The organism is Emticicia aquatilis, from assembly GCF_014644295.1.
Lineage (GTDB): Bacteria > Bacteroidota > Bacteroidia > Cytophagales > Spirosomataceae > Emticicia > Emticicia aquatilis.
In genome coordinates this window covers 1-1,180 of record NZ_BMKK01000031.1, presented here as the reverse complement: position 1 = coordinate 1,180, position 1,180 = coordinate 1, and the positions used below count along the sequence as shown (strand labels likewise).

The 1,180-nt window shown below is 48.0% G+C and carries 1 pseudogene; it reads right to left on the bottom strand.

The annotated features are described in order from the left end of the window. Positions 1-1,180 (bottom strand): annotated as a pseudogene (locus IEX65_RS27955) (hypothetical protein); the annotation flags it as partial.

The window sequence follows — 1,180 nt, the reverse complement described above, 5'->3', positions numbered from 1 at the left end:
CCTGTTGCACTTAACGTCGCCGTTTCTGCATTACACAAGCTGTTTTTGTTGCTGCTTATCACTGGAGCTGCTGGGCTTGTACCGGTCGTGATGACTACTACATTGCTCGCTCCACTTTCTCCACAACTGTTGCTACATGTCGCTGTGTAACTACCTGCCGTGCTTACACTGATGCTGCTACCTGTGGCGTTAGTACTCCACTTGATACTGCCAGTACAACCACTCGCTGTCAACGTTGCACTTTCTCCATTACATAAGCTGTTTTTGTTGCTGCTTATTACTGGGGCTGCTGGGCTTGTACCGGTCGTGATGACTACTACATTGCTCGCTCCACTTTCTCCACAACTGTTGCTACATGTGGCTGTGTAACTACCTGCAGTACTTACACTGATGCTGCTTCCTGTGGCGTTGGTACTCCACTTGATGCTGCCGCTACAACCTGTCGCACTTAACGTCGCCGTTTCTGCATTACACAAGCTGTTTTTATTGCTGCTTATCACTGGGGCTGCTGGGCTTGTACCGGTCGTAATGACTACTACATTGCTCGCTCCACTTTCTCCACAACTGTTGCTACATGTCGCTGTATAACTACCTGCCGTACTTACACTGATGCTGCTACCTGTGGCGTTAGTACTCCACTTGATACTGCCGCTACAACCTGTTGCACTTAACGTCGCCGTTTCTGCATTACACAAGCTGTTTTTGTTGCTGCTTATCACTGGAGCCGCTGGGCTTGTACCGGTCGTGATGACTACTACATTGCTCGCTCCACTTTCTCCACAACTGTTGCTACATGTCGCTGTGTAACTACCTGCCGTACTTACTGTGATGGTAGCAGTTGTTGCTCCAGTACTCCACTTGATACTGCCGCTACAACCTGTTGCACTTAACGTCACCGTTTCTGCATTACACAAGCTGTTTTTGTTGCTGCTTATTACTGGGGCTGCTGGTTTTGCTCCTGTGCCTATCACTATCTCATTCGACTTTGGACTTACTCCACATATCGTCTCACAGACTACTGAATATGTACCTGCTGAACTTACACTGATAACGCTACCTGTCGCATTTGTACTCCATTTCAAGCTTCCATTACATCCTGTGGCTGTCAATGCTGCTGTTTCGCCTGCACAAATTGTCGTTTTATCGCTCAATATACTTGGTGTCGTTGGACTTACACCTG